The sequence below is a fragment of the Thioalkalivibrio sp. ALgr1 genome (assembly GCF_000378285.1).
In the GTDB taxonomy this organism is placed as follows: Bacteria; Pseudomonadota; Gammaproteobacteria; order Ectothiorhodospirales; family Ectothiorhodospiraceae; genus Thioalkalivibrio.
This window is the reverse complement of the sequence record NZ_KB905132.1, coordinates 36,083-62,491: the sequence shown is the minus strand read 5'-3', so window position 1 is coordinate 62,491 and position 26,409 is coordinate 36,083. Positions and strand designations below refer to the sequence as shown.

Genomic DNA, 26,409 nt, shown 5'->3' with positions numbered 1-26,409 from the left:
TCGGGACAGTCTTGTTTCAGCCAGCGCCAGCCCGTTTGGCCGACACAGAACCCGATAGTTTACCGCGACTGGCCGATATTCCGAAGAAACAGGGGAATATGCCGCTCTTCCGGCGACAGGCCGCCGTGGGCGCCGACGAAGAACGGCCCCTCGTCGTCGTCCGGTGGGTCCACCAGGTAGGCGTCCTCCGCGGGCAGCAGCAGGTAGTCGCCGGCGCGTGCCCGCAGCTCGGGGTGCTCACGGTCATGCCCCGGCGGCAGGCCCAGCGTGCCGGGCCCCAGCCAGTCAGCGGCGGGGACTGCGGCTACGTCCGCGCCGAAGGCGGCGTCCAGGGCCGTCAGGAAGTCCGTGTCGCGTCCTTCGCGCACATGGGCGATGGCGGCACGTGGCTCGCCGGTCAGGCGGTGGCGCAGGCAGGCCTGCACCGCCGGGTGCTCGCGCAGGTCCAGGCGGCGTTCCATGGTACGCATGCCGTGGTCGGCGGTGGTCAGGAACACGCTTTCCGGGCGCTGGATCTGCGCGCAGGTCGCGGTGTAGGCCAGGTCCAGCTGCTTCAGGTGGCGCTCCACCTCCGGGCTTTCCGGGCCGTATTGGTGGCCCAGGTGGTCGAGCTCCGACCAATAGACGTAGGTGAAATGCGGCCCCGGGGTCGCGTTCACGTGCGCGGCCACCCGCGCCGGCAGTTCGGACAGGTCCTCGAAGCCGATGAACGCGGCGGAGCTGTTCATCATGCGGTTGTACGGGGTGCCGCCGATCCAGTCCGGGCCGATCATGGTGGTGTGGCAGCCGAGCCGGTCGACCAGGCGGTCTGGCTGTACGCGGCCGGTCAGCTCGCGGTAGCCGAGCGTGGCCGGGCGGTCCTCGGCGTCGCGCTCCTGGCCCATCAGTACCGTCAGCGTGCGTTCGGCGGACGGCAGGCGGGTGTGCCAGCCGAGCAGGCCGTGCTGCGCGGGCGTGCGCCCGGTCAGGATGCTGGTGATCGCGGTGGCCGTGGTGCTGGGGAACACGGTCTCGAGGTCGGTTACGTAGTCCGCGCCCAGCAGCGGTGTATGGCGGCGATAGCGGGTGGCAAAGCCGTCGATCAGCCACAGCACGATGTGGCGGTCCGGCCCCAGGTGCTCGGATACGCCCGGCAGCGGCGGGTGGCTGGCCGCCGGTTTCAGGCTGGCCTCAATCTGGCCGAGCAGGTCCATCAGCCCCGGCGCTTCCAGCCGAGCGCGCAGGATGTGGTCGACGGCCGATTCGGGCGCGGGGATCTCTGTTAGCGGCAAGGGATCAGGCCTTGCCGCCGTCGCCACCCATGCAGGGCGGGGAGTCGGCGACCTTGCCGGCGCGCTCGAACCACTGGTCCGGGTCCAGCGTGTGCAGCGCCAGGGCGTGGATGCCACCGGCCAGTTCGTCGGCCAGGGCCTGGTTCACCAGCCGGTGCCGCGCGATCAGCTTCTGGTCACGAAAGGCCTCGGACACCACTGTGACCTTGAAATGCGACTCCGAACCCGGCGGCACGTTGTGCATGTGGCTCTCGTTCACCACCTCCAGATGCTCGGGCGCAAAGCGCTCCTCCAGCTTCCGGGTAATGGTCTCCTGCATGGTCATGGATACTTCCTGACAATTGGATTCAACACGTGCAGTGTTTCGCCGAGCAGCGGCGATGTCCAGAACCGCCATCCGGCGGGCGGGATGCAGCAGGGTCAACGCGAATGGGAGGGGCTATGCGGCAGACGCTGGCGTTTGATGTGTACGGGACGCTGATCGATACGCAGGGGATTGCGGCGACGCTCGAGGGGTGGATGGGCGACCGGGCGCCGGTGCTGGCGCGGGCCTGGCGCGAGAAGCAGCTGGAGTACACCTTCCGGCGCGGGCTGATGGGGGCGTACGCGGATTTCGACACCTGCACCGAGCAGGCGTTGCGGTACTGCTGCGAGGCACTGGGTGTCGCGCTCGAAGCGGAGCAGGAGGCGGAGCTGTTGCGGCGCTATCGAGAGCTCCCGGCGTTTGCCGACGCGGGGCCTTCCCTGGACGAGCTGCACGCGGAGGGACTCCGCCTGTTCGCGTTCTCCAACGGGACGGCCGAGACGGTGAGCGGGCTTCTGCGGAACGCCGGGTTGGAGGATCGCTTCGAGGATCTCGTCAGCGTGGACGAGATTGGCTGCTTCAAACCGGACCCGCGCGTGTACCGGCATTTCCTGCAGCGGGCGAATGCGCTGCCCCGGCAGGCATGGCTGGTTTCAGGCAACCCCTTCGACGTGATCGGTGCGCAGGCTGCGGGCATGCGCACGGTCTGGCTTGACCGGGCGCGGCAGGGCCTGTTCGACCCCTGGGGCAAGGAGCCCACGGCCACCATCGGCGGCCTGGACGAACTGTCCGGGGCACTACGTTAGCCGGGGTCTTGCCGTCGGCAAATATTCCTGCTGGAGCGGCCTATTGGCGCCCGGTGGTTGCGCTACGATGGAGATCGGGCCGCCGCCGGGAGAGGAGCGTGAGCCAGCAGGTCAAGCAACGGGTCGCGCCCGCCGCAGAATCGCCCTTGATCCGTCCGGCCACGCTGGAGGATCTGGAGGCGCTGGTGGCGCTGGAGGATGCGGCGTTCGAGATCGATCGCATCTCGCGGCGGCAATTTCGCTACCTGCTGACGCGCGGGCATGCGGCCACGCTGGTGGCGGAGGGACCCGGCGGGGAGGGCCTGCTCGGCTACGTGATGCTGCTGTTCAGCCGCGGGACGTCGCTGGCGCGGCTGTACTCGATTGCGGTCAGCGCGCGGGCGCGCGGCCAGGGGCTGGGCCGGCGCCTGGTGGAGGCGGCGGAAGACGCGGCGCGCCAGCACGGGCGGACCGATCTGCGTCTGGAGGTGCGGCGCGACAATGCGGCCAGCCTGGCCCTGTTCCGCGGGCTCGGGTATCGCGACTTCGGCACCATCGACGACTACTACGAGGACCACATGGATGCGCTGCGGCTGCAGAAGTCGCTGGCGACCGGCCCCGATCCGGCGCTGGTACGCGCCCCGTACTACGCGCAGACGCTGGAGTTCACCTGTGGCCCGGCTGCGCTGATGATGGCGATGCGCGCGGTGGACCCGGCGCTGAAGCTGGACCGGCGCCTGGAGCTGCGCCTTTGGCGCGACGCCACCACGATTTTTATGACCTCGGGCCACGGCGGCTGCGGGCCGTACGGGCTCGCGCTGGCGGCCGCCCATCGTGGGTTCGAGGTGGAACTGCTGGTGCGCGATCGCGGGGTGGCGTTCGGGGATTCCGTGCGCAGCGCGGAGAAGAAGGAGGTGATGCAGCTGGTGCAGGAGGACATGGTCGAGGAGCTGGAACAGCTCGGGGTGCCGGTGGTGCACGGCCCGGTGAACGTGTCCCAGCTGGAGGCGCGCTTTGGCGAGGGCGGGGTGCCGGTGGTTCTGATCAGCAGCGTGCGGCTGTATGCCGAGCGCTTCCCGCACTGGGTCACGGTGACGGGTTTCGACGAGCGCTTTGTCTACGTGCATGACCCGTTCGTGGACGTGGAGCAAGGGGAGCGCGCGGTGGACTCGGTGAACATGCCGATCGCGCGTGCGGACTTCGAGCGCATGGCGCGCTACGGCCGCGCGGGCCTGCAGGCGGCGGTGATCGTCGGCCCGCGCCGTACGGCGGAGGGCGCGCATGCCTGAGCACCGCATCCTGGTCGAGCGCCGGGCGGACTGGAAGTCGCACTTCCCCGACCTTCCGGTCATGGCTATTGACGACTACCTGCGTGGCCCCGCTGCCGACGACCCGGCCAACCTGCGTGTGATCAACCTGTGCCGCAGCCAGCGTTACCTGTCCGCCGGGTACTACGGCTCGCTGCTGGCGGAGGCGCGCGGGCACCGGGTGATCCCCAGCGTGCGCACCCTGCAGGACCTGTCGCGCAAGTCCATCTACAGCCTGGATACCGAGGAGCTGGACGAGCGCGTGGCGCGCGTTCTGGGCCGCAGCCGCCAGGGCGCGCAGCCCGAGCGCCTGGAGCTGACCGTGCTGTTCGGCCAGTGCGACGAGCCGGCACTGCAGGAGATCGCCGCGCAGCTGTTCGCCCTGTTCCCCGCGCCGATGTTCCGGGTGGAGTTCCGGCTGCAGGGACGCTGGCAGATCCACGCCCTTCGCCCGTTCGCGCTGAACGCGCTGGAACCCGAGCAGGAGCCAGCCTTCTTCGCCGCGCTGGAGCGCTACCTCTCCAAACCCTGGCGCCGCCGCCGCGGGGCACGCAGCGCGCGCTACGAGCTGGCCATCCTGCACAACCCGGACGAGGCGATGGCCCCGTCCACGCCGGCCACGCTCAAGCGCTTCGCCCGCGCCGGGCAGGAGCAGGGGATGGATGTCGAGCTGATCCAGGCACGCGATCTGCCACGTCTGGCGGAGTTCGACGCCCTGTTTATCCGCGAGACCACGGCCATCGACCACTACACCTATCGCTTCGCGCGCAAGGCCGAGGCCGAGGGCATGGTGGTGATCGACGACGCCGACTCCATCCTGCGCTGCACCAACAAGGTCTATCTGGCCGAACGCCTTGCCGCCCATCGTGTGCCGACGCCAAAGACCGTGATCCTCAACCGCGAGACCGTCCTGCGTGCGGAGGAACAGATCGGCTATCCCGTGGTGCTCAAGATCCCGGACGGCAGCTTCTCGCGCGGGGTGTTCAAGGCGAACGACCGCGCCGAGCTGGAATCCATTGCCCGGCGCCTGCTGAAGGAGAGCGATCTGATCCTCGCCCAGGAGTTTGTCTACACCGAGTTCGACTGGCGCATTGGCGTGCTCAACCGCCAGCCGCTGTACGCCTCGCAGTACCTGATGTCGCGCAAGCACTGGCAGATCGTCAACCACGACGCCAAGGGTGGCCCGCGCGAGGGCGGCTTTCGCACGCCGGCACTGGCGGACGTTCCCGCCGCCGTGGTCAAGACGGCCGTCAAGGCCGCCAACCTGATCGGCAATGGCCTCTACGGCGTCGATCTCAAGCAGACCCCGCGCGGCGTGATGGTCATCGAGGTCAACGACAACCCCAACCTGGATGCCGGCATCGAGGACAAGGTCCTCGGCGAAACGCTCTACACCACCCTGATGCAGGACTTCGTCCGCCGCCTCGACGCCGCCCGCCGCCACCGCGCCGCGCCCTGACGTGGCGCGTTGAACGGCGTTACGCTATACGCCATTGGCGTACAGACCGGATGAAGAAGCGTCGTAGGATGTGATGAGCGAAGCGAATCGCATCGGGGGATGCACCGAGCGGGGAAGTGGTGCGTTTCGCTGCGCTCAACGGCAGCCTGTGGGTGCAGGATGTTGCCTACCCGCGTCGGGAGGTGTTCAGGCTACGGCCTCGGGCGGTTCCTGCAGCGGGTCGTGGAGTTCGAGGTCGACCATCAGCTCGTTGGCCAGGGCCTCCAGGTCATCCTGCAGTGTGTGCAGGTCCAGGTCCTCGGGAACGCCCAGGCGGGCCATCGCGCGGAACATCGGCTCGCCGGTCATCGAGCCCGGCTCGCAGGCGGTCTCCAGCGTCTCGACACTCACGCCGTGGTGCGAGAGCACGGCGGTAATGTCCTGCACGATTCCCGGTCGGTCGTGCCCGATCAGGTCCAGCACCACCGGATGCCGCGCCGCCGGCGGCAGTTCGCTGCCCCGCTGGATATGCACCTGCAGCCCGTCGCCTTCGAGCCCGCGCAGCGCGGCCTCCAGCGCGTCGGCGTTCTCGGTATCCACCTCCAGCAGTACCACCCCGGCAAACTGCCCGGCCAGATGTGCCATCCGACTCTCCAGCCAGTTGCCGCCCGCCGCACGTGCCCGGGCCGCTACCGCGCTGACCAGTCCCGGGTGGTCCGGTCCGATGAGCGTCAGAATCAAAGATGTCTTCATGGTCGATCTCCTGTTGCCGCTGGGGCAGGACAGTCCATGGTAAGCCAAGTGACGCCTGTTGGGTGTACTCGCGGTGCCGGGTGGGTGTGCCGAGCGTTGAGCACCTGCGGGGCAGGGGGTACTGTGGGGCGCCCAGACCGCACGGGCGCTTGATGGCCACCGATCGGCAACCTCAGCACGAGGCAGTCTCCACCGGGCTGGACGGCCTGGATCGGGTGCTCGACGGACTGCGGATCGGCGACAACGTGGTCTGGCGGGTCGATGACATCGCGGACTACCGCCGCTTTGTCCGGCCGTTCGTGGCCGCCGCCCGCGCCCAGGACCGTTCCATCATCTATCTGCGCTTTGGCGCGCATGCGCCGCTGGTGGAGCCGGGCCCGGGCATCGAGGTGGTCGCCATCGACGCGTTACGCGGCTTCGAGCCGTTTACCCGCCACGTGTTCCGCCTGATCACCGAGCATGGTCGCGGCGCCTTTTATCTGTGCGACTGCCTCTCCGACCTGCTGGAGGCCTGGGCCACCGACCACATGGTGGGCAACTTCTTCCGCGCCATCTGCCCCTATCTGTACGAGATGGATACGGTGGCCTGGTTCGCGCTGCATCCGCACAGCCATTCGCACACCACGCTGTCGCGCATCCGCGAGACCACGCAGGTGCTGATCGACGTGCGCCGCGCCGGCGAGGCGGTGCATGTGCAGCCGGTGAAGGTGTGGCAGCGCAGCTCGCCGACGATGTTCCTGCCGCACCGTCAGCACGGTACGCAGTTCGTGCCGGTGGTGGACAGCAGCGAGGCCACGCGGCTGCAGGCGTTGCTGGAGGAGCAGCGCCCCGGGCAGCCGCACGGCCGGCAGCTACTGGACTACTGGGACCGCCTGTTCCTCGCCGCCTCCGATGCGCTGGCGGAGGGGACGCCGGCGGCCGACCGTGCCCGGGTGCAGGACGAGATCCTGCGGGTGCTGATCGGCCGCGACGAGCGCATGCTGGAACTGGCGCGGCGCCACCTCGGGCTGGAGGAGCTGCTGGCGATCCGCGAACGCATGGTCGGTAGCGGCTACATCGGTGGCAAGGCCGTGGGCATGCTGCTGGCGCGGCGCATCCTGCTCGCGCAGGACCCGCAGCGCTGGCGGCGCTCACTGGAGCCGCACGATTCGCACTTCGTCGGTGCCGACGTGTACTACGCCTACCTGGTGCACAACGGCTGGTGGCCGCGGCTGATGCGCCAGCGCACCACCGAAGGCTATTTCGACGAGGCTTGTAGCCTGCGCCGCGACATGCTGCACGGCGAGATCCCGCCGGAGGTGCGCCGCGAATTGGAGCGGGTGCTCGACCACTACGGGCAGTACCCGATCCTGGTGCGTTCCAGCAGCCTCCTGGAAGACGGCTTCGGCAACGCCTTTGCCGGCAAGTACGAGAGCGTGTTCTGCGTAAACCAGGGCAGTCCCGGCGAGCGTCTGGCGCAGCTGGAGGACGCCATCCGCCGGGTCTATGCCTCGACCATGAGCGACGACGCGTTGAGCTACCGCCAGCAGCGTGGCCTGATGGATCAGGAAGAACCCATGGCGCTGCTGCTGCAGCGGGTCAACGGCCGCTACCACGGGCACTACTACCTTCCGGACGCCGCCGGGGTCGGGGTCTCGTGGAACACCTTCGTCTGGGACGGCGCGCTGGATCCGTCCGCCGGGATGCTGCGCCTGGTGCTGGGTCTGGGCACCCGCGCGGTGGACCGGGTCGCGCGCGACCATGCCTGCGTGGTGGCACTGGACCAGCCCGAACGGCGGCCGTTTCGCAGCCCGGAGGAGGCGTACCGCTATTCGCAGCACGCCGCCGACGTCCTCGACATCCAGGCCAACCGCGAGGCCGTCGTCCCCATCCAGGAACTGGCCGAGGCCGCGCCGGACCTGCCCCTGAACCTGCTCGGCGAGGTCGACCGTGAGGCCCGCCGCCGCGCCCGCGAACAGGGGCGCGAGGAGCGCTTGTGGCGGGTGACCTTCACCCCGCTGCTGCAGCGCACCGGCTTCGCCCCGCTGATGCGCGACCTGCTCAAGACCCTGGAGGCCGCCTACGCCCACCCGGTGGACGTCGAGTTCACTGTGCACCTCGACGCCGAAGGCAACGCCGGCGTGAACCTGGTGCAGTGCCGGCCGCTCGCCACCCTGGGCAGCGACCGGCCGGTGGAACTGCCCGGGAAGGTCGACCCGCAGCGGCTGCTGTTCGCCAGCCAGGGCCGCTTTATGGGCGGCAATCTGGACCTTGCCATCGACCGCGTCATCCGCGTGGACGGCGCACGCTACGCCGAGCTGCCCCGCCCGCAGAAATACGCCGTCGCCCGCCTGGTGGGCGCCCTCAACCACCAGTATGCCACCCCTGGTGACTGCACCACGCTCCTGATCGGCCCCGGCCGCTGGGGCACCAGCACCCCCGAACTGGGCGTGCCCGTGCGCTTCGCCGATATTGACCGCGTGCGCATACTGGTGGAGGTGGCCGACCCCGATGCCGGCATCGTCCCCGACCTCTCGTTCGGCAGCCACTTCTTCCAGGACCTGGTGGAGGCGCGGATCGCCTACGCTGCGCTGTTCCCCGCCGAGGCGGACTGCGAGTAACACCCCGCCTGGCTCGACCGGCACCCCGCGCACACGCCCGAGGTCGACATCGGGGACCCTGTGGACCCCGCGGTACTCGCAACCGTGCAGGTCCATGACACCCGCGACGCCGCCCTGCGGGTGGTCGCCGACGTGGTGCAGCAGCGCCTCGTCTGCTTCCGGGCCGGCTCGACTTTGACGGGTACGGGGTGACGGATCTGTTCCGTCGCCGGAACGAGTCAGTCGGCGTAGATCATGCGGCGGGTCATGCCGCCGTCGGCGGTCCAGATCTGGCCGGTGACGAAGCCGGCGTCGGGGCCGAGCAGAAAGGCGGTGAGGGCGGCGATGTCGCCGGGCTGGCCGACGCGCCCGGCCGGATGCTGGGTGTGGTCCTGTGCGGACAGCGGCTCGGCCTGTTGCTGCTCGGGACTGCGGGTGTCGATCCAGCCGGGGCGGATGGCGTTGACGCGGACCCCCGGGCCGGCGCTGATCGCCAGGGCGTGGGTGAAGGCGTCCAGTCCGCCCTTGCTCGCGGCGTAGGCCTCGGTGTCCGGTTCTGACTGCAGGGCGCGGGTGGAGCTGATGTTGACGATGGCGCCCCGGCGGCGGTGCAGCAGCGGCAGAGCATGCTTGGCGAGCAGGAAGGCGCCGGTGAGGTTGGTGTCCAGCCAGCGCTTCCAGTCGGCGAGTTCCAGCTCTTCCAGTGGTCCGGAGTGCGGGTCGCTGATGCCGGCGTTGTTCACCAGGGCATCCAGGCCGCCGTGCCATTCTTCCGTGCGTCGCACTGCCTCGCGGACCTGTTCCTCGTCGCGGACATCCAGCGTGATGGCCCGGGCGGTGGGGCCCAGCCGCGTGGCGGCCCGTTCGCATTCGGGGCCGTCGATATCGGCCAGCACGACCTGCCAGCCATCCCGCACCAGGCGCTTGGTAATGCCGAGGCCGATCCCGAGCGCCGCGCCGGTGACCAGCGCGACGCGTTGCGACCCGCTGTCCGGGGGTTCAGGCACCGGCGGTTTCGGGCAGGTTGTAGAAGGCGGTGGCGGTGGCGGTCGTGTGGGCGGCGAGGTCTTCCGGGGTCTCGTCGCGCAGGTGGGCCACGTATTCGCCGATGTGGGGGAGGAAGGCGGGTTCGTTGCGCCGGCCGTTGCCGATCTTCTTGCCGCTGCCCTTCGGCAGGGTGCGTGGCAGGAGGTAGGGCGCGTCGGTCTCGATCATCAGGCGGCCGCGCGGGATGCGCGGCACCAGCGGGTGCAGGTGGGTGCCGCGGCGTTCGTCGCAGACCCAGCCGGTGATGCCGATGTGGCAGTCGAGGTCGAGGTATTCCGCCAGGGCATCGGCCTCGCCGGTAAAGCAGTGCACCACAGCGGCCGGCAGCTTGTCGCGCCAGCGCCGCAGGATCTGGGCGAAGTCGTGGTGGGCGTCGCGCTCGTGCAGGAATACCGGCAGGCCGAGGTCGGCGGCCAGCTCCAGCTGGGCCTCGAAGGCGATGCGCTGCTGCGGGCGCGGCGAGTGGTCGCGGTTGTAGTCCAGCCCCATCTCGCCCATGGCGACGACGTTGGCGTCCGCGCGTGCGAGGTCACTGAACCGCGCGGCGATCGCGTCGGTCCACTGCTTTGCCAGGTGCGGATGCACGCCCAGCGTGGCGCGGCAGCAGTCCGGGTACTGGTCGGCGATCTCCAGGCATTTCTCGCTCTGGTGGGCGTCGGCGCCGGTGATCAGCATCCAGGACACGCCGGCCTCTCGGGCGCGTTCGAGGACCTCGTCGCGTTCCTTGTTGAAGGATTCGTGGGTGAGGTTGAAGCAGATATCGATCCATTCCATGCGCGGTATGCTAACGGATTGTTGTTGTGGTGCCAGTTTCCGGCGCTGGTCGGGGTACAAGTCGGGGTTCGGTCGAGAGATTGCCGCGTCGCCTTCGGCTCCTCGCAATGACGGGAAGAGACGGTGTCATCGCGAGGAGCGCAGCGACGTGGCGATCTCTGTGAGGAACCCCGGTGGTTGGGCCGAGAAACGTGGGGGGTGATGGATGGAGGTTGCCGCGGCGCCTCGCAATGACGTTGCCTTTGTCGGGGTTTAGCGTTCGTGCTTGCCGGGCGTGATACGTGTGGAAAGCGATTGATGACTGGAGTTTGGAATGCGTGATGCGAGTCCCCAGGCGGTTTATCTGAGCGATTACCAGCCGCCGGCGTTTGTGGTGGAGAGCCTGGAGCTGGACTTCGACCTGGCGGCGGCGACCACCGAGGTGACCACGCGCATGGCGGTGCGGCGCAACCCGCAGGCGGTGGAGCCGAACGGGGCGCTGCGGCTCTACGGCGATGGCGTCGAGCTGGTGTCACTGACCGTGGATGGCGCGGAGCCGGGCGAGGGCCTGCTCGAGCACGATGCCGAGGGCCTGCTGCTGCACGGCCTGCCGGAGCGTGCGCGGCTGGAGATCGTCAGCCGCTGTCACCCGGAGCAGAACACCGCGCTGGAAGGCCTGTACGCCTCCAGCGGCATGCTGTGCACGCAGTGCGAGCCGGAGGGCTTTCGCCGCATCACCTTCTTCCCCGACCGCCCGGATGTGCTGACCACCTACCGCGTGCGCCTGGAGGCGGACCGGGCGCAGTACCCGGTGCTGCTGGCCAACGGCAACCGCGTGGAGGCCGGCGAGCTGGACGGCGGGCGCCACTACGCGGTGTGGGAGGATCCGTTCCCCAAGCCGTCGTACCTGTTCGCACTGGTCGCCGGGGATCTGGCCTGCCAGCGCGACACCTTCACCACCATGTCCGGGCGCGAGGTGGCGCTGGAGCTTTATGTGGAGGAGCACAACGCCGATCGCTGCGATCACGCGCTGGCCTCGCTGAAGCGGGCGATGCGCTATGACGAGGAGGCCTTCGGCCGCGAATACGATCTGGACGTGTACATGATCGTCGCGGTGGACGACTTCAACATGGGGGCGATGGAGAACAAGGGGCTGAACCTGTTCAACGCCAAGTACGTGCTCGCCAGCCCCGACACCGCCACCGACAGCGACTTTGTCGCCATCGAGTCGGTGATCGCCCACGAGTACTTCCACAACTGGTCCGGTAACCGCGTGACCTGCCGCGACTGGTTCCAGCTGTCGCTGAAGGAGGGGCTCACGGTCTTCCGCGACCAGGAGTTCACCACCGACTGCACCCTGTTCGGGGTCAAGCGCATCGACGATGTCTCGCTGCTGCGCGCCCATCAGTTCCCCGAGGACGCCGGGCCGCTGGCGCACCCCGTGCGCCCGGACCACTACGCCGAGATCAACAACTTCTACACCCTGACGGTGTACGAGAAGGGCGCGGAGCTGATCCGCATGCTGCGTACCCTGATCGGGCGCGAGACCTTCCGCCGGGGGCTGGATCTCTACTTCCAGCGCTTCGACGGCCAGGCAGTGACGACAGACAACTTTGTCGCGGTGATGGCCGAGGCCAGCGGGCGCGATCTCTCCCGCTTCAAGCGCTGGTACACCCAGGCCGGCACGCCGCACGTGACCGCAAGCACCGCGTTCGACGGCCCCGGCGGACCGGCCCGTATCACACTCGCGCAGGAGACCCCGCCGACCCCGGGGCAGGCGCACAAGGAGCCGGTGGTGATCCCGGTGCGCATGGCCTTTCTCGATGCCGACGGCCAGCGCATCCGCGCGCGCCGGGAAGGCGACGAGGCCGAGCGCGACGAATGGGTGCTCGAGCTGGATGCCGCCGAGCACACCTTCTGCTTCGAGAATCTGTCCGCCGAGCCGGGCGCGATCTCCTGGCTGCGCGGCTTCTCCGCCCCGGTGATCCTGAACGCCAACCAGGGCGTGGACGAACTGGCCCACCTGCTGGCGCACGACGATGACGCCTTCTCCCGCTGGGAGGCCGCGCAGACCCTGTTCCGCCGCGCGATCCGCACGCGCATCCAGCACGACGCCGCCGACTCCGCGCTGGAGGCCGCCACCGAGCACGCCCTGCATGCCCTGATCGAGGACCCGGCGATCGAGCCGGTGCTGCTGGCGACTATCCTGCAACTGCCGCCCACGCGCGAGTTGGCCGAGTTGTTCGAGCGCGTCGATCCGGTGCGCCTGCGCATGGAGCGCGACGACCTGGAGAAGCGCCTTTACGCCCCGCTGGCCGGCGCGATGCAGCAGATCCAGCCGAAGCTGGATGCCGTGGACAACGGCGCCTTCACCGCCGAGGCGATGGGCCGGCGCCAGTTGCGCAACCGCCTGCTGGCGCTGCGTGTGGCCGCCGGCGACCAGGCCGCGGTGCCGGAGGCCCTGGCGCAGTACCAGAAGGCGCGCAGCATGACCATGCGCATGGGTGCGCTGAATGCGGTGAACGAGCTGGATCACGAGGCACGCGAGGTGCTGCTGACGGACTTCGAGCAGCGCTACCGCGACGATCCGCTGGTGCTGGACAAGTACTTCGGCCTGCAGGCCGGCAGCCAGGTCCCCGGCGGCTTCGAGCGCCTGGAGGCGCTGCTGGGGCACCCCGGGTTCCGCTGGACCAACCCGAACCGGGTGCGTGCGGTGCTGGGGCCGTTCATGGCGCGCAACGAACGCCATTTCCACCAGGAAGATGGCGCGGGCTACCGCCGCATGGGCGCCTTCATCGAGAAGCTGGATCCGATGAACCCGCAGACCGCCGCGCGCCTGGCCCAGCCGCTGACGCGCTGGCAGAAGGTGGACAGCGTTCGCGGCGAGCAGATGCGTGCGGAACTCGAGCGCCTCGCCGCACTCGAATTGTCGCGCGACCTGCGCGACGTGATCGAGCGCGCGCTGGCGTAGGAGGCCAGCCCTCTGGCCGATGGGGCGACGGGAATGTGTGTGGGAGCGGGCTTGCCCGCGAAGCCCCTGCCAAAGCCGGATGCGGGCAGGGGCATTCGCGTGCAGGCACGCTCCCACAGGGGTGCGCTGATGTGTGCGGGCTGTGGTAGCGTATCGGCGGGTTATCGGGGTGATGCCCCTTGAGGTGAGGGTTTGGCCGAAGTGAAACGGGTCTTCCATCGACTGCTGTGCTGGATGCTGGTGCTGGCGATTGCCGGCCTGCCGGCACTTGCGGCCGTCGCGAGCGAGGGAGGCAGTCACGCCGGGCATGCGATGCACGGGGCCCAGTCGCAGGGCGACAAGGCGGCGGATCACGCGGACCATGATCATTCGCATGATCACGCGCACGGCGACCACCATGATCACCATGCGCAGGACGATCACGCCGATACTCGGCATGGCGGCGACCACGCCCATGAAGCATCCGATTCCTCTGACGCCAGCGGGGTGATCCAGCACGCGGATTGCGTGGACGCGGCCTGCCTGGCGAGTTGCTCGGCCTGCAGCCACTGCCAGGGCATGCCGTCCATCACCGGTATGCATCTGCTGACCCCGGTCACGCAGGCCATGAGCCTGTATTCCTTCCAGAGCGGTCCGCCTGCGGCCGCGTTATACCGACCCCCCATCCTCTCCTGATCTGACTGTACCGGCCCGAGCGCCGGGGCTGTCCGTATATCCGGGTTCCACTCGGCACTGGCGGACGGCAAGGCCGTGTCGCGCGTTCGCGCGGGATGCGGAGTCGAAGTCCGATCGAGGAGATTTTCACGATGCGAGCAACCCGATTGCTGCTCCCCGTCGTTTCGGTGCTGTTCCTCGCCGGTTGCGCGGTCACCGCGCCCGAGCTGGACCGCTCCGAGCTGGCGGAGGACATCTCGGTGCAGGGGATCGACCTGCCCGAGTCGGAGATGCCCCGCCCCTCCGGCGAGCTGACGCTCGAGGAGGCCATTCATCAGGCCCTGTGGCGCAACCCGCGCATGCAGCAGGCCTACGCCAAGCTGGATCTGACGGCCGCCGACGTGGTCGAGGCCGCCCAGTTTTCCAATCCCACCCTGTCGCTGTCGGTGATGCGCCCCGAGGGCGGTGGCGGCAACGAGACGGGGGTTGGCCTGGCCTGGGGTATTTCCGGCCTGCTGATGCGCAGTGCCCGTCAGGACATTGCCGAATCCCACTGGGAGTCCACCCGTCTGCAGCTGGCCGAAGGCATGGTGGCCCTGGCCTCGGACACCGAGCGTGCCTGGTATGACGCGGTGGCCGCGCGCCAGCGGGCTCAGGTACAGGCGCTGGAGACCCGTGCCGCGGATCTCGGCTCGCTGCTGGGCGAGCGCTTCTATGACGCCGGCAATATCCCCGACCTGAAGCGGGCACAGCTGCGCATCCGTGCGGCCGAGGCCCGGCTGAAGCTCGAGGATGCGCGGCAGCGCGAGCGCGAGACCCGTCTGCGCCTGGCCCACCTGATGGGGCTGCCCGGCCAGGTGGATGGCTGGGAGGTGCCCGGCAAGCTGCCACTGCCGCTGGCCGGTGTGGAGGATCGCGATGCCCTGGTCGAGCAGGCGCTGGAGCAGCGTCTGGACCTGCGGGCCCTGGACCATGCCCTGGAGGGGCTCACCGAGGGGGTGGCCCTGGTGCGGCGCTATCGCTGGCTGGGTGACATCGAGCCCGGTATCGAGTTCGAGCGCGAGACGGACGGCACCCGCCTGTGGGGCGGTGGCATCTCCTTCACCCTGCCGATCTTCAACCAGAACCAGGCCGGCATCGCCCGGGCCGAGGCGCGGTTGGAGGACGGCGAGGCCCGGAAGGCCAAACTGGAGCAGGCGGTGACCGCCGACGTCCACCAGCACTTCGTGCGGCTGGCTCATAACCGGGACAAGTTCAGCACCAAGCGCTACGAACTGCTCCCGGCCCGCGAGATCGAGCTGGAGCGTATGCAGGAACGGGTGAACTTCATGTTCGACGATGTGTTCGACCTGCTGGTGACCAAGCAGGAAGAGCTGGCCGACTGGCAGCGGGCCGTGGCCGCGCTGGGTGACTACTGGCGGGCCCGGGTGGATCTGGCCTTTACGGTGGCCGGCGAGCTGCCGGGCGGGGCGCCGGGTGACGAGGGCTATCTCGAAACCGACGCGCTCGAGCATGACCCGTCCGAGATGGATCACGGCCATCATGACCACGGTGACCACGGTGACCACGGTGACCACGGTGATCACGGTGATCACGGGGATCACGGGGATCACGGGGATCACGGGGATCACGGGGATCACGGGGATCACGGGGATCACGGAGATCACGGAGATCACGGAGATCACGGAGATCACGGAGATCACGGAGGTCATGACCATGGCGATCACGGTGACCACGGCGACGACGGTCACGGAGGGCATCACTGATGAAACGGCGTAACTTCCTGCTGGCCGCCGGCGCGGCAATGCTGCCGGCAACCACCCTGACCCGGGTGATGGCCGAAACGGGTCACGAGCACCACAACGAGGGCGATGCCACGCCCGGCGAACGCACCGAACAGGGCTACATGCCGGTGCATACGCCGAACGGCTGGACCCTGCCGTACGAAATGAACAACGGCGTGAAGGAGTTCCATCTGGTCGCCGAGGAGATCGAGCACGAGTTCGCACCCGGTTCGGTGGCCAAGTGCTGGGGCTACAACGGCACCACCCCGGGGCCGACCATCGAGGCGGTGGAGGGCGACAAGGTCCGCATCTACGTGACCAACCGCCTGCCGGAATACACCTCGGTGCACTGGCACGGCATCCATCTGCCCTCGGGCATGGATGGGGTGAAGGGCGTGACCCAGCCGCCGATCCATCCGGGGGAGACCTTCGTCTACGAGTTCGAGCTGAACCAGCACGGCACGCACATGTACCACCCGCATGCCGACGAAATGGTGCAGATGGCGATGGGGATGATGGGGATGTTCATCATCCACCCGAAGGACGGCGAGATCGAACCGGTGGACCGTGACTACGCGATCCTGCTGCACAACTGGGGCCTGCATCCCGGTACCCGCACGCCCGATCCGTCGATCATGGTGGACTTCGATCTGTGGTCGATGAACTCCAAGGTCTTCCCGGCTATCGACTCGCTGGTGGCGAAGACTGGCGAGCGCGTGCGCATCCGCATGGGCAACCTGTCGATGTGGAACCACCCGATGCATGTGCACGGGGTGTCGTTCGAGGTGACCGGCTCCGATGGCGGGCGCTGGCCGCGCGAGCAGTGGCGCAAGGAGACCACCGAGATCGTGGCGGTCGGCCAGACCCGCGATATCGAGTTCACGGCACCGCCGGGGGACTGGGCCTTCCACTGCCACATGACGCATCACACCATGAATCCGATGGGGCATGGCATCGCCAACACCCTGGGCGTGGACCAGTCCGGTCTCGAGGAGGAGATCCGCACGTTGCTGCCGGGCTACATGGCCATGGGCGAGCACGGCATGGCGGATCACCAGGACCACACCGATGGCGGCCATATGCGCGGGCCGGAGAACACCCTGGCGATGGGCATGGGCCAGGGACCGTTCGGCAACATCGGCATGGGTGGCATGTTCACCCTGATCAAGGTGCGCGACGACCTGGAGCCCGGGGATTTCCGTGATCCGGGCTGGTACTGGCACCCGGACGGGGAGGTCGCCCGCCGTGTGAGCAGCGACCCCGACTTCGGTAGTCCGGTGCGCCGCGGCAAGGTCGCGGGTGCGGATTCCGACGGGCTCCCGACCCCCAGTCGCGATGCCCATGGCGGGCATGGAGGCCACGGGGGGCATGGAGGACACAACGGTCACGGAAGCCATAACCACTGAGTTTCCACCGGTGCGGGCACCGGGACCGCCGCAAGGCGGCCCCTGGTGGCCTGCGGCCGGCGGACTCTAAGACGACACGACTGCACTTAACAAAGAGGAAACTCAATCATGATGACGATTCGTACCCGTAATACCCTGCGTTCCGCCCTTGCGGCCCTGCTGCTGGCTGTCGCCGCGCCCCTGCTGGCTCACGAGGGCGAGATGGGGCATGTGCCCGAGGACGGCTCCACGGTGCAGGGGACCCCGGAGGAGATCGGGATTCACTTCGATGGCGCGATGCGCATTACCCAGTTCGACGTGATCGGCCCGCGTGGCCGGGTCTCCCTGGAAGATCAGCCCGGCAATGACCCGACCGAGGAATACCATGTGCGCCCGGCCGGCGACCTGGAACCGGGTCGTTACGAGGTGCGCTGGCGCGGCCTGGCTCGTGACGGCCACATGATGTCCGGGACCTTCCGCTTTACGGTGGAGGACTGAGCCGTGGCCTGGCTGTCTGCGCTTGCCGGTGTGGATGCCTGGACGGTCGCCATGATCCTGGTGGCGGCCGGCTTCTATGCCGGTGCCTTGCTGGCGGCCGGGGCGGTTCTGTTTCGCCTGGCGTTTCCGGATCTGCCCGATCCGGAACGTCGGGCGGCCAGCCGCACGGGGGCGATCGCGGCCTGGGCCGCGATCGTGCTGGCCGTGATCGAGTGGCCGCTGCAGGCCGGGTATCTCGGGGGTGGCAATGGTGCCGCCGCAGTCGACCCCATGCTGCTCGGTATGGTATTCGAGGGCGCGCAGGGGACTCAGCTAATCCTCGCCGTGAGTGGCTTGCTGCTGGTGCAGGCGATCTTGCTGGATGCCCGGCGCCTGCCGGGGCTCGGGCATGGCTTGAGTCTCGGAGGCGTGTTGCTGGTCATGCTCGCCTTCGTCCAGGTCGGGCACACGGTCGACGAACCCCGCTGGTTGCTCGGCGGGCTGCTGGTGCTGCACCTGCTGGCGGCTGCATTCTGGATTGGTTCGTTATGGCCCCTGTATCGCCTGGCAGGACACCCAGCTGGCGGAGCGGATGCCGTACGCATCCTGGATCGCTTCGGTCGGGTGGCGGCGTTCGGGGTTGGCCTGCTGGTGCTCGCGGGCGTCGTTCTGGCTGCGCTTCTGCTCGGCGGGGTCACGCCACTGCTCACTACCGGCTACGGGCAGTTCCTGATCGGCAAGGTGCTGATTGTGGCCCTGCTCCTGCTGCTGGCGGCCTCCAACAAGTGGCGCCTGGTGCCCGCCTTCGAGCGGGGCGAGCCCCGGGCCCCGCAGCGCCTCCGGCGCAGTATCGCGATGGAGATCGGACTGGTGGGGCTGGTGTTGCTGGTCACGGCCATACTGACCACGGTCAGTTCCCCTGCCAACGGGTAGAGAAAGGGGCACCTCCCGGATATCCGGGAGGTGCCATTGGGTATCAGATCGGGCGCTGGGCGACAGTGGCCTCGAGCTCGACTTCCTCGCCGTCGCGCAGGAGTTTGATCGTCAGTTCGGCGCCCGGATCGGTCCGTGCAATGACATTCAGGGCCTCGCGCGGGCTGTTGACCGCGTCGTCATTGAGGTGGGTGATTACGTCGCCGATCTCGATGCCGGCCTCCTGGGCGGGGCCGTCACGCAGGATGCCGGCGACCAGGACCCCGCGTGGGGCATCCAGCCCGAAGGAGTCGGCCAGTTCGCGGTTCATCGCCTGGACTTCGATCCCCAGCCAGCCGCGGGAGACATAGCCTTGTTCGATGATCTCGGTCATTACGTCGCGGGCGAGGTCCACCGGGATCGCGAAGCCAATGCCATGGGACCCCCCGGAGCGCGAGAAGATCGCGGTATTGATGCCGATTACCTCGCCCTTGGCATTGATCAGTGCGCCACCGGAGTTGCCGGGGTTGATCGCCGCGTCGGTCTGAATGAAGTCCTCGAAGGTGTTGATCCCGAGCTGGTTGCGCCCGGTGGCGGAGACGATCCCCTGGGTCACGGTCTGCCCGACACCGAAGGGGTTGCCGATCGCGAGCACGACGTCACCGACCCGCAGCTCGCGGGAGTGGCCAACCGTGACCACGGCCACGTCGTCGGTGCGGATGCGCAGGACGGCGAGGTCGGTATCGGGGTCGATGCCGATAATCTCGGCCGGATGGGCGTCGCCATTGGGCAGGACCACAGCGATCGCGTCGGCCTCCTCGATCACGTGGTGGTTGGTCAGGATATGGCCCCGATCGGTCATGATTACGCCGGAACCCAGGCTGGCCTGCTCGGTGTCGCCCGGGGGCACGGGCTGGCCAAAGAACTCGTGCAGGTCGAGGATGCCGGGGGTGTCGAGCACGCGCGAGGTCATGATGTTGACCACGGCCGGCGCGGCCCGCTCGACCCCGTCGGCGTAGCTGAGCGCGGCACTGCTGGTCGTGGAGAGCGGGGCGGCGACTTGCAGCTCCGCCTGCTCGCCCCGGTCGCGGTCAAGCACATGCGGAAAGAACACGGCGACGACCACGGCGATCGCCACGCCGGTCAGGGCCGCTTGCAGCAGGAAACGCGAGAAATTCACCATATAGTGAATATACCGAAATGGGATGGGCTGCACAGCCGCCGATCCCGGTCCAGCCGGAGAACCGATCGTGATCGAACGTGACGTATTAATGCAGGCCCTGAACGAGGAGCTTCAGCCGGAGCGCTTTCGCGACTATTGTCCGAACGGGTTGCAGGTAGAGGGGCGGGCCGAGGTGCGCCGCATCGTCAGCGGGGTGACGGCATCGCTGGCGCTGGTCGAGGCCGCGATCGAGGACGGGGCCGACACGATCCTGGTGCATCACGGCTATTTCTGGAAGGGCGAGCCAGAGGTGGTCACTGGCATGAAGCGTGAACGCCTGCGCCGGCTGCTGGAGCACGAGATCAATCTGGTGGCCTACCACCTGCCGCTGGATGCGCATCCGGAGCTGGGCAACAACACCCAACTGGCCAATCGCCTCGGATTCGCGATCGAGGGGGTGCTGCGCGAGGACGGCGTGGGCCAGTACGGTCGTTCTGCCGCCGAGGTGTCGGGGGCGGACCTGCGCGACCACATCTCCGCCGTGCTGGGGCGCGAGTGTCTGTGGGTGCCGGGCGGCGAGCGGCCGATTCGGCGCGTTGCCTGGTGCACTGGCGGGGCGCAGTCATTACTGATGGAGGCGGCGGCGCAGGGTGTGGATGCCTATATCAGTGGCGAGATTTCCGAGCAGACCACTCACGAGGCGCGCGAGAGCGGGGTGCACTACTTCGCCGCGGGGCATCATGCGACCGAGCGCTACGGGGCGCCTGCCCTGGGGGAATGGTGCGCCGAACGTTTCGGTCTGGAGCACCGGTTCATCGACATCGACAACCCTGCCTGACCGGCGCCCCGGCGAGCGCACATTCGCGGGGCAATCTGCTCTTGCCGGGGGCGCTGAAATCCCGCCTTTATCATGAATAACTTATGATCGATTGGGCGCGTCTGGCGACGCCGTCCGCCCGGTCTTAAGGCGTTCACCTACTTGACCTTATTAGCGTGTTCGGGAATTCTATCGGATTTTACTGGCCGCCCCGCGGTGGCCTGCCCGTTCGCCCGTGAGCGCGCCCAGGGCGGCGCGCTCACGGGGCAGTCTGCGGGCATCTCCGCACCCTCGTCCGCGTATCGAGTGGCTGCCGAGACACGATTTCAACACGTTGTTTGGAGAGACAAACATGGCAAACCAAGGCGTAAATCGAGGCCGTCGCCGGTTCCTCGTCGCCGCGACGACAGTCGTCGGCGGTGCCGGTGTCGCAGCGGTCGCGACCCCGTTCCTGGCGTCCTTGCAGCCCAGCGCTCGCGCTCAGGCAGCAGGGGCTCCGGTCGAGTTCGACGTGACCGAGGTCGAGGCCGGCCAGCGCGTCAGCATCGAGTGGCGTGGACAGCCGATCTGGATCGTGCGGCGTACCGACGAAATGCTGGATGGTTTGTCCCAGGTGACCGATCGCCTGCGCGATCCGGATTCCGAGAACGAGGCCCAGCAGCCGGAATACGCGCAGAACGAGCATCGCTCGATCAAGCCGGAAATCCTGGTGCTGATCGGGATCTGCACTCACCTCGGGTGCTCGCCGTCGTTCCGTCCGGAGATCGGCGATCCCGGCATGGGCTCCGACTGGCAGGGCGGCTGGCTGTGCGGTTGCCACGGTTCCCGCTTCGACATGGCCGGCCGCGTCTATCGCAACATGCCGGCGGTCGACAACCTCGAGGTGCCGCCGCACCACTACATCACGGACAACCTGCTGCTCGTGGGTGAAGATGAAGACGGAGGAGCTGTCTGATGGCCGGTAATCCCGCGGAAAAGTGGCAGGGTGGGCTGCTGGGTTGGGTTGACGCCCGCTTCCCCCTGTCCCAGATGTGGAACGAACATCTGGCTCAGTATTACACGCCGAAGAACTTCAACTTCTGGTATTTTTTCGGCTCCCTCGCCCTGCTGGTGCTGGTCATTCAGATCGTCTCCGGCATCTTCCTGACCATGTTCTACAAGCCTGATGCCGAGCTGGCCTTTGCGTCGGTCGAGTACATCATGCGCGACGTGGAATGGGGCTGGCTGATCCGCTACATGCACTCCACAGGCGCCTCGATGTTCTTCGTGGTGGTCTATCTGCACATGTTCCGGGCGCTCATGTACGGCTCCTACAAGAAGCCGCGCGAGCTGATCTGGATCTTCGGTGTGCTGATCTATCTGGTGCTGATGGCCGAAGCCTTCGCCGGCTACCTGCTGCCGTGGGGTCAGATGTCCTACTGGGGCGCGCAGGTGATCGTGAACCTGTTCCAGACCATCCCGTACATCGGGCCGGATCTGGTGACCTGGATTCGTGGTGACTTCCTGCTGTCCGATGCCACGCTGACGCGCTTCTTCGCGCTGCATGTGATTGCCCTGCCGCTGGTGCTGATCCTGCTGGTGGCCGCGCACATCATCGCGCTGCACGAAGTGGGTTCGAACAACCCCGATGGCGTCGAGATCAAGAAGAACAAGGACGAGAACGGCATCCCGAAGGATGGCATCCCGTTCCACCCGTACTACACCGTCAAGGACATCGTCGGCGTCGGCGTCTTCCTGATGGTGTTCGCCGTCATCATGTTCTTCTTCCCGATGGGCGGCGGTCTGTTCCTGAAGCCGGACAACATGATCCCGGCCGACCCGCTGGTTACACCCGAGCTGATTCCGCCGGTCTGGTACTTCACCTCGATGTACTCGGTGCTGCGTTCCGTGCCGGATCCGTTCCTCGGCGTGGTGGCTATGGGTGCCGCGGTGATGATGCTGTTCTTTATCCCCTGGCTGGACCGCAACCCGGTTCTGTCGATGCGCTATCGCTCGTTCGCAGCCAAGTTCAACCTGGCGGCGTTCGTGGTGGCTTTCGTGATCCTGGGCTGGCTGGGTCTGCAGCAGGCGACCACGATGATCAGCGAAATGAGCTTCCGCTGGTCGCTTGTGTACTTCGCGTTCTTCTTCCTGCTGTGGTTCCTCAGTCGGGAGCGCTCCGCGGCGGCCAGTCTGATTCTGTTCGCGGTGGTCGTGGGTATCTACACCCTCTACGACATCACGCGCTTCGATCCGAGTGACGCTAGCCTGATTATGTGGTCCTGGCTGATCCCGACCGTGCATCTGTTTGTCTGCATGGTGGTCCCGGTGTTTGCCCGGGGTCTGGGTCGTGATCGTGCCGTTCCGGAAAGGGTGACTTCGTAATGAAAACGTTTATCGCAACGACTGTTATGGCCCTGGCGGCCCTGTTCACCGTGCCGGCGGCCTCGGCTGCAAGCGCCAGCGGTGATCTGCAAAAAGCCAATGTGGACGTGACCAACCAGGCGTCGCTGCAACGCGGCGCCCGGCTGTACATGAACTACTGCATGGCCTGTCATTCCACCCAGTACATGCGTTACAACCGTGTGGGTCGCGACATCGGTCTGACCGAAGAGCAGGTCACCGAGAACTTCATCTTCATCACCGATGAGGATGGCGACCTGGTGAACCCGGGCTCGCTGATGAAGAACGCGATGTCCGACTCCTATGCCGACGAGGCCTTTGGTGTGACGCCGCCGGATCTGACCCTGGCGACCCGCATTCATGGCGAAGACTGGGTGTACACCTTCCTCAAGAGCTTCTACATCGACGAGGACCGCCCGCTGGGTGCCAACAACACGGTGTTCAGCAACGTCGGCATGCCGCATGTGCTGTGGGAGCTGCAGGGCTGGCAGGAGCTGGTCGAGGACGATGACGGAAACGAGCGGCTGGAGCTTGTACGCAATGGCTCGATGAGCCAGAGCGAGTACGATCGCGCAGTGCGTGACCTGGTCACCTACCTTTCGTACATGGGCGAACCGATGCAGCTCGACCGTCAGCGTATTGGCCTGTACGTCCTGATCTTCCTGGCCGTGTTTACCGTGCTGGCCTACTTCTTGAAAAAGGAGTACTGGAAAGACGTACACTAGGCGGCCTGAACCGTCGCTGGCGGGCGCTCACGGATGAGCGCCCGCCGGTGTTATTGACCGTCTGCCCGGCGCGGCGTGCCGCACGACCGGGGTAGGGAGAAAGTTATGGCGCTGGTCGCCAATCGTCGTTCCGTAATGACTCTGTTTTCTGCTCACGACTGCGTGCGCTGCCATCGCGTGCGTATCATCCTCGCCGAGAAGGACATCGCGGTGGATGTCGTCAACCTCGGGCCGGACGAGCTTCCCGAGGATCTCTCCGATCTCAACCCCTACAACGAGGTGCCGACCCTGGTGGATCGGGACCTGGCGCTGTACGGGACTCATGTGATCACCGAGTACCTGGACGAGCGTTTCCCGCATCCGCCGCTGATGCCGGTGGACCCGGTCTCCCGTGCGGCCGCGCGGCTGGCGCTTTATCGCGTCGAGCGCGACTGGTACGAGGGGTTGGATGCGGTGAAGAAGGCGTCCGGGGGCGGGCTGACCAAGGCGCGCAAGATCCTGCGCGAGAGCCTGATGAACTCGGCCGAGATCTTCGAGCTGAAGCCGTACTTCCTGAGTGACGAGTTCAGCATCGTGGATTGCGCGATCGCTCCGGTCATGTGGCGTCTGCCGTCACTGGGGATCGATCTCGATTCTCTGCCGACTGCGATTCAGGAATACGCGGATCGCGTCTGCAAGCGGGAATCCTTCCAGATCAGTCTCACCGAGGCCGAGCGCGAGCTGAGGCTGTGACCTCTTCGCGTCCCTATCTGCTCCGGGCTTTGTGGGAGTGGATCACGGATAACGGCTTTACGCCGCACATCCTGGTCGACGCCACGGTGGAGGGTGCGCTAGTGCCCGATGCCTTTGTCGAGCAGGGCAAGATCACGCTCAACATTGGCCCGTCTGCGGTGCAGGCGCTGAATATCGGGGACGAGGCGGTCGCCTTTTCCGCGCGTTTTGCCGGCAGCCCGATGGACGTCTACGTGCCCACGCAGGCGGTGCTCGCCGTCTATGCGCGCGAGAACGGGCAGGGGATGATGTTCGGCAGCGAGCCGGGACCAGGGCCGGAAGATGGCCCGGGCGGCGACGGACCAGACGACTCGGGTCCCGCGGGTTCGGATCAGGACGGGGACAAGCCGGCCGCCAAGCGCAAGGGTCCCGCCCTGAAGGTCGTCAAGTAAGCCCAGTGATGTCCGGCCCCGGCGCCTTGCCGGGGTTCAGGATGTTGTCGGGATCAAAGCTCTGTTTGATCCCGGCCATCAGGTTCAGCGCCACGGGATCGATCTCCCGGCCCACAAAGGCGCGTTTCACTAGCCCGATCCCGTGTTCGCCGGACAAGGTGCCACCGAGGCCCAGCACCAGGGTGAAGACCTCGTCCAGGCAGCGTTCGGCGGCGGCGAGCTCCTGCGGGTCGTCCGGGTTCACCAACAGATTCACGTGGATGTTGCCGTTACCGGCGTGACCAAAGTTCACGATCTTGATCGCGTGCGCCTGGGCGAGCCGGTCGAGGCCCGCGATCAGGTCGGGGATGCGCGAGACGGGTACGACCACATCCTCGTTGATCTTCTTCGGCGCGACGGTGCGCAGCGCCGGCGAGAGGGCCTTGCGCACGGCCCACAAGGCCTGGGCCTCTTCCGGGGTGTCCGCGCTGATGGTCTGCAGGCAACCCTCGCCATCGGCGGCGCCGCGGACGCCGCGCGTCGTCGCGTCGATCCCGGCCGCGGTGCCGTCCGTCTCGATCATCAGGATAGCCCCGGCGTCGCGGGGCAGTGGGCAGTCGGGGGCATAGTCACGAATCATTGCGATCGCCGAATGGTCCATGAACTCCAGGGCCGACGGGACCTCCGCGCGGCCCATCAGCCGCGATACGGCGGCGGCCGCGTCGCCCACGGTCCGATAAATGGCCTGAATCAGGCGTGTCGCCTCGGGTTTCGGTGTGAGGCGCAGCGTGGCTTCGGTGATCACGGCGAGGGTGCCTTCGGACCCGATGAGCAGCCGGGTGAGGTCATACCCGACGACGCCCTTGGTCGTGTGCACGCCCGTACGGAAGGCCTCGCCGGTGCCCGCGACCGCCGCAAGCCCCAGGGTGTTGTCTCGTGGCGTGCCGTACTTCACGGCATGGGGGCCCGCCGAGTTGTAGGCCAGATTGCCGCCGAGCGTGCAGTAGGCGCTGCTCGTGGGGTCCGGGGGCCAGAAAAACCCGTGGGCGCCTGCCGCTTCCTGCAACTCACCGTTGGTCACTCCGGGTTCCGCGATCAGCCAGCGGTTCGCCGGGTCGACCTCCAGGATCCGGTTCATGCGCTCGAACGACAGGACCAGTCCGCCATGATCAGGGACCGCCGCTCCTGTGGTGCCGGTGCCGCGTCCGCGGCAGGTCACAGGCGCCCCGAGGCGTCGGCAAAGTCGGACGAGTTCAGCGACCGTCTCGGCGTCGCGGGCGAAGGCGACGGCATCCGGCGGCGCGTGCAGCTTGGAGTTGTCCGCGCCATAGGCCCAGCAATCGGCCGGGTCCAGCAGGCGGTCTTCGGCGGGAAGGAGTTGCTCGATTTCGCGTGCCAGCGGTGTCATGACGGGTCCCCCTGAATCGCGTCGGGCAGCCATTCAATCGTGTCGTCGCCGTCCAGCAGCACGACATCGAAGCGCACGGGGCCTTGCCAGCGGCTCTCCTGCAGGTAGCCCTCGGCCGCCCGCAGCAGGCGTTTGCGCTTGCCGGAATCGATACTCTCGGCGCTGCCGCCAAAGCCGCGGTGGCTACGCTTGCGCACCTCGACCAGTACCAGCGTGTCGCCCTCGCGTGCGACCAGGTCCAGCTCGCCCCAGGGGCGGCGCACGTTGCGCGCCACCAGGGTGAGGCCTTGCCCGGTCAGGTAGTGCGCCGCACGGTCCTCGGCGGCCTGGCCGGTCACGCCCGGGCGGAACAT

At 67.5% G+C, this 26,409-nt stretch carries 23 protein-coding genes and 1 pseudogene; 16 read left to right on the top strand and 8 right to left on the bottom strand.

The window, feature by feature from the left end; all coding sequences use genetic code 11:
- Positions 1-59: 59 nt before the first annotated feature.
- Complete coding sequence (locus tag F466_RS0100285) at positions 60-1,193, bottom strand: alkaline phosphatase family protein (protein WP_018174866.1); 1,134 nt, start codon at positions 1,191-1,193, stop codon at positions 60-62.
- Positions 1,194-1,275: 82 nt separating this feature from the next.
- Positions 1,276-1,596, bottom strand: coding sequence for a BolA family transcriptional regulator (locus F466_RS0100280; protein WP_018138964.1), 321 nt, complete (start codon positions 1,594-1,596; stop codon positions 1,276-1,278).
- Between the two features lie 116 nt (positions 1,597-1,712).
- Here F466_RS0100280 and F466_RS0100275 point away from each other — a divergent pair, with 116 nt between their 5' ends.
- From F466_RS0100275 to F466_RS0100265, 3 genes are all read left to right on the top strand, one after another.
- Positions 1,713-2,381 carry a haloacid dehalogenase type II gene (locus F466_RS0100275; protein ID WP_018993182.1) on the top strand — a complete coding sequence of 223 codons (669 nt, stop codon included), beginning with the start codon at positions 1,713-1,715 and terminating at the stop codon, positions 2,379-2,381.
- A gap of 98 nt (positions 2,382-2,479) precedes the next feature.
- Entirely contained in the window at positions 2,480-3,649 is a 1,170-nt protein-coding gene (locus F466_RS0100270) for a GNAT family N-acetyltransferase/peptidase C39 family protein (RefSeq protein WP_018993181.1), read from the top strand.
- Positions 3,642-5,126: a RimK family protein gene (locus F466_RS0100265; protein ID WP_018993180.1), complete on the top strand. Its 1,485-nt coding sequence runs from the start codon at positions 3,642-3,644 to the stop codon at positions 5,124-5,126. The genes F466_RS0100270 and F466_RS0100265 overlap by 8 nt, the downstream gene beginning before the upstream one ends.
- Positions 5,127-5,312: 186 nt before the next feature.
- Here the strand turns inward: F466_RS0100265 and F466_RS0100260 are convergent, their stop codons facing one another.
- Complete coding sequence (locus F466_RS0100260) at positions 5,313-5,858, bottom strand: glycine cleavage system protein R (protein ID WP_018138970.1); 546 nt, start codon at positions 5,856-5,858, stop codon at positions 5,313-5,315.
- Positions 5,859-6,010: 152 nt separating this feature from the next.
- Between F466_RS0100260 and F466_RS13090 the strand changes: the two are divergent.
- Positions 6,011-8,650: pseudogene (locus F466_RS13090) on the top strand (PEP/pyruvate-binding domain-containing protein).
- Between the two features lie 26 nt (positions 8,651-8,676).
- Here F466_RS13090 and F466_RS0100250 read toward each other — a convergent pair.
- Together F466_RS0100250 and F466_RS0100245 are read right to left on the bottom strand one after the other, a co-directional pair.
- Positions 8,677-9,444, bottom strand: a complete 768-nt coding sequence (locus F466_RS0100250) for an SDR family oxidoreductase (RefSeq protein ID WP_018993177.1) — start codon at positions 9,442-9,444, stop codon at positions 8,677-8,679.
- Positions 9,437-10,258: a TatD family hydrolase gene (locus F466_RS0100245; RefSeq protein WP_018993176.1), complete on the bottom strand. Its 822-nt coding sequence runs from the start codon at positions 10,256-10,258 to the stop codon at positions 9,437-9,439. Before F466_RS0100245 ends, F466_RS0100250 begins: the two co-directional genes overlap by 8 nt.
- A 313-nt stretch (positions 10,259-10,571) precedes the next feature.
- On the opposite strand from F466_RS0100245, the gene pepN reads away from it, so the two are divergent.
- The 6 genes from pepN to F466_RS0100215 all read left to right on the top strand — a co-directional run bounded on the left by pepN (position 10,572) and on the right by F466_RS0100215 (position 18,441).
- Positions 10,572-13,208, top strand: coding sequence for an aminopeptidase N (gene pepN / locus F466_RS0100240; RefSeq protein ID WP_018993175.1), 2,637 nt, complete (start codon positions 10,572-10,574; stop codon positions 13,206-13,208).
- 234 nt (positions 13,209-13,442) lie between these two features.
- Complete coding sequence (locus F466_RS0100235; RefSeq protein ID WP_018993174.1) at positions 13,443-13,883, top strand: hypothetical protein; 441 nt, start codon at positions 13,443-13,445, stop codon at positions 13,881-13,883.
- Positions 13,884-14,029: 146 nt separating this feature from the next.
- The gene (locus F466_RS0100230; protein WP_018993173.1) at positions 14,030-15,628 is read left to right on the top strand and encodes a TolC family protein; all 1,599 of its coding nucleotides are present in this window, start codon (positions 14,030-14,032) and stop codon (positions 15,626-15,628) included.
- Positions 15,628-17,052 (top strand): multicopper oxidase family protein, encoded by a 1,425-nt coding sequence (locus F466_RS0100225; protein ID WP_018993172.1) that lies wholly within the window; start codon positions 15,628-15,630, stop codon positions 17,050-17,052. The genes F466_RS0100230 and F466_RS0100225 overlap by 1 nt, the downstream gene beginning before the upstream one ends.
- 108 nt (positions 17,053-17,160) lie before the next feature.
- The gene (locus tag F466_RS0100220) at positions 17,161-17,529 is read left to right on the top strand and encodes a copper resistance CopC family protein (RefSeq protein WP_018137985.1); all 369 of its coding nucleotides are present in this window, start codon (positions 17,161-17,163) and stop codon (positions 17,527-17,529) included.
- Between the two features lie 3 nt (positions 17,530-17,532).
- Complete coding sequence (locus F466_RS0100215; RefSeq protein ID WP_018993171.1) at positions 17,533-18,441, top strand: copper resistance D family protein; 909 nt, start codon at positions 17,533-17,535, stop codon at positions 18,439-18,441.
- A gap of 43 nt (positions 18,442-18,484) precedes the next feature.
- Here F466_RS0100215 and F466_RS0100210 read toward each other — a convergent pair whose 3' ends face one another.
- Complete coding sequence (locus F466_RS0100210; protein ID WP_018993170.1) at positions 18,485-19,603, bottom strand: S1C family serine protease; 1,119 nt, start codon at positions 19,601-19,603, stop codon at positions 18,485-18,487.
- Between the two features lie 67 nt (positions 19,604-19,670).
- Between F466_RS0100210 and F466_RS0100205 the strand changes: the two genes are divergently transcribed.
- From F466_RS0100205 to F466_RS0100180, 6 genes are all read left to right on the top strand, one after another.
- The gene (locus F466_RS0100205) at positions 19,671-20,420 is read left to right on the top strand and encodes a Nif3-like dinuclear metal center hexameric protein (RefSeq protein WP_026278797.1); all 750 of its coding nucleotides are present in this window, start codon (positions 19,671-19,673) and stop codon (positions 20,418-20,420) included.
- Between the two features lie 331 nt (positions 20,421-20,751).
- Positions 20,752-21,354 (top strand): ubiquinol-cytochrome c reductase iron-sulfur subunit, encoded by a 603-nt coding sequence (gene petA, locus F466_RS0100200; protein WP_026182186.1) that lies wholly within the window; start codon positions 20,752-20,754, stop codon positions 21,352-21,354.
- Positions 21,354-22,763 (top strand): cytochrome b N-terminal domain-containing protein, encoded by a 1,410-nt coding sequence (locus F466_RS0100195; protein WP_018137990.1) that lies wholly within the window; start codon positions 21,354-21,356, stop codon positions 22,761-22,763. Before petA ends, F466_RS0100195 begins: the two co-directional genes overlap by 1 nt.
- A complete protein-coding gene (locus F466_RS0100190; RefSeq protein WP_018993169.1) occupies positions 22,763-23,506 on the top strand; it encodes a cytochrome c1 in 744 nt (247 codons plus the stop codon). The genes F466_RS0100195 and F466_RS0100190 overlap by 1 nt, the downstream gene beginning before the upstream one ends.
- A 105-nt stretch (positions 23,507-23,611) precedes the next feature.
- Positions 23,612-24,238, top strand: coding sequence for a glutathione S-transferase N-terminal domain-containing protein (locus F466_RS0100185; RefSeq protein WP_018137992.1), 627 nt, complete (start codon positions 23,612-23,614; stop codon positions 24,236-24,238).
- A complete protein-coding gene (locus F466_RS0100180) occupies positions 24,235-24,669 on the top strand; it encodes a ClpXP protease specificity-enhancing factor (RefSeq protein WP_018137993.1) in 435 nt (144 codons plus the stop codon). Before F466_RS0100185 ends, F466_RS0100180 begins: the two co-directional genes overlap by 4 nt.
- Here F466_RS0100180 and F466_RS0100175 read toward each other — a convergent pair.
- Positions 24,662-26,056: an FAD-binding oxidoreductase gene (locus F466_RS0100175; RefSeq protein ID WP_018993167.1), complete on the bottom strand. Its 1,395-nt coding sequence runs from the start codon at positions 26,054-26,056 to the stop codon at positions 24,662-24,664. The genes F466_RS0100180 and F466_RS0100175 overlap by 8 nt on opposite strands.
- Positions 26,053-26,409, bottom strand: a complete 357-nt coding sequence (locus F466_RS0100170) for a YraN family protein (protein ID WP_018137995.1) — start codon at positions 26,407-26,409, stop codon at positions 26,053-26,055. The genes F466_RS0100175 and F466_RS0100170 overlap by 4 nt, the downstream gene beginning before the upstream one ends.

Excerpts from the sequence above, each read along its gene's own strand:
- F466_RS0100285 (WP_018174866.1), bottom strand. The coding sequence starts at position 1,193 with ATGGACCTGCTCGGCCAGATTGAGGCCAGCCTGAAACCGGCGGCCAGC.
- F466_RS0100280 (WP_018138964.1), bottom strand. The coding sequence starts at position 1,596 with ATGACCATGCAGGAGACCATTACCCGGAAGCTGGAGGAGCGCTTTGCG.
- F466_RS0100275 (WP_018993182.1), top strand. The coding sequence starts at position 1,713 with ATGCGGCAGACGCTGGCGTTTGATGTGTACGGGACGCTGATCGATACG.
- F466_RS0100265 (WP_018993180.1), top strand. The coding sequence starts at position 3,642 with ATGCCTGAGCACCGCATCCTGGTCGAGCGCCGGGCGGACTGGAAGTCG.
- F466_RS0100260 (WP_018138970.1), bottom strand. The coding sequence starts at position 5,858 with ATGAAGACATCTTTGATTCTGACGCTCATCGGACCGGACCACCCGGGA.
- F466_RS0100245 (WP_018993176.1), bottom strand. The coding sequence starts at position 10,258 with ATGGAATGGATCGATATCTGCTTCAACCTCACCCACGAATCCTTCAAC.
- pepN (WP_018993175.1), top strand. The coding sequence starts at position 10,572 with ATGCGTGATGCGAGTCCCCAGGCGGTTTATCTGAGCGATTACCAGCCG.
- F466_RS0100235 (WP_018993174.1), top strand. The coding sequence starts at position 13,443 with ATGCTGGTGCTGGCGATTGCCGGCCTGCCGGCACTTGCGGCCGTCGCG.
- F466_RS0100225 (WP_018993172.1), top strand. The coding sequence starts at position 15,628 with ATGAAACGGCGTAACTTCCTGCTGGCCGCCGGCGCGGCAATGCTGCCG.
- F466_RS0100220 (WP_018137985.1), top strand. The coding sequence starts at position 17,161 with ATGATGACGATTCGTACCCGTAATACCCTGCGTTCCGCCCTTGCGGCC.
- F466_RS0100210 (WP_018993170.1), bottom strand. The coding sequence starts at position 19,603 with ATGGTGAATTTCTCGCGTTTCCTGCTGCAAGCGGCCCTGACCGGCGTG.
- petA (WP_026182186.1), top strand. The coding sequence starts at position 20,752 with ATGGCAAACCAAGGCGTAAATCGAGGCCGTCGCCGGTTCCTCGTCGCC.
- F466_RS0100195 (WP_018137990.1), top strand. The coding sequence starts at position 21,354 with ATGGCCGGTAATCCCGCGGAAAAGTGGCAGGGTGGGCTGCTGGGTTGG.
- F466_RS0100190 (WP_018993169.1), top strand. The coding sequence starts at position 22,763 with ATGAAAACGTTTATCGCAACGACTGTTATGGCCCTGGCGGCCCTGTTC.
- F466_RS0100185 (WP_018137992.1), top strand. The coding sequence starts at position 23,612 with ATGGCGCTGGTCGCCAATCGTCGTTCCGTAATGACTCTGTTTTCTGCT.
- F466_RS0100175 (WP_018993167.1), bottom strand. The coding sequence starts at position 26,056 with ATGACACCGCTGGCACGCGAAATCGAGCAACTCCTTCCCGCCGAAGAC.
- F466_RS0100170 (WP_018137995.1), bottom strand. The coding sequence starts at position 26,409 with ATGTTCCGCCCGGGCGTGACCGGCCAGGCCGCCGAGGACCGTGCGGCG.